The organism is Pseudoalteromonas sp. P1-26 (assembly GCF_001401795.1).
In the GTDB taxonomy this organism is placed as follows: domain Bacteria; phylum Pseudomonadota; class Gammaproteobacteria; order Enterobacterales; family Alteromonadaceae; genus Pseudoalteromonas.
In genome coordinates this window covers 1-484 of the sequence record NZ_LKDX01000141.1, presented here as the reverse complement: position 1 = coordinate 484, position 484 = coordinate 1, and the positions used below count along the sequence as shown (strand labels likewise).

The window sequence follows — 484 nt, the reverse complement described above, 5'->3', positions numbered from 1 at the left end:
AAAGTCTCATACAAAAAGAAAAAACTTCACAACGACTCGTTTCGAGCCGTCAATAATTCCAATTGCATTCGAATCGAAAATGGCGCTATCAGTATTCCGAAGGTCGGCAAAGTGCCAATCGTTCTGCATAGTGAGCTAGTGAGCAAAATTAAGACCGTCAGTGTTCAATATCGTCACGGAAAATGGGAATGCAGTATCACTCAGGAAGTGGAATGCAAAACGGCTAAACAAGTTTTGGAAACGATCACTGGCTTTGACATCAACTCAAAGCAAACGGGGGTTGGTTCGAACGGTTTCGTGGCCGATAATCCGAAGTTTTTAAAGCAAGCAATAGAGAAGTTAAATCAATTGCAACGCCAGCTTGCACGTCGAACCAAAGGTTCAAATCGCTGGCTAAAAACAAAACAACGCATCAATAAATTACACGGAAAAATCTCAAGGCAAAGGCTGGACTTTGCGCACAAAACTTCACGACAGATAACCA

1 protein-coding gene is annotated in these 484 nt (G+C 42.1%); it reads left to right on the top strand.

Features of this window, described 5'->3' with window-relative positions; all coding sequences use genetic code 11:
- Positions 1–138: 138 nt before the first annotated feature.
- Positions 139–484, top strand: a 346-nt coding sequence (locus tag AN394_RS21295; RefSeq protein WP_235576292.1) for a transposase, incomplete at its 3' end; no start/stop codon positions are given.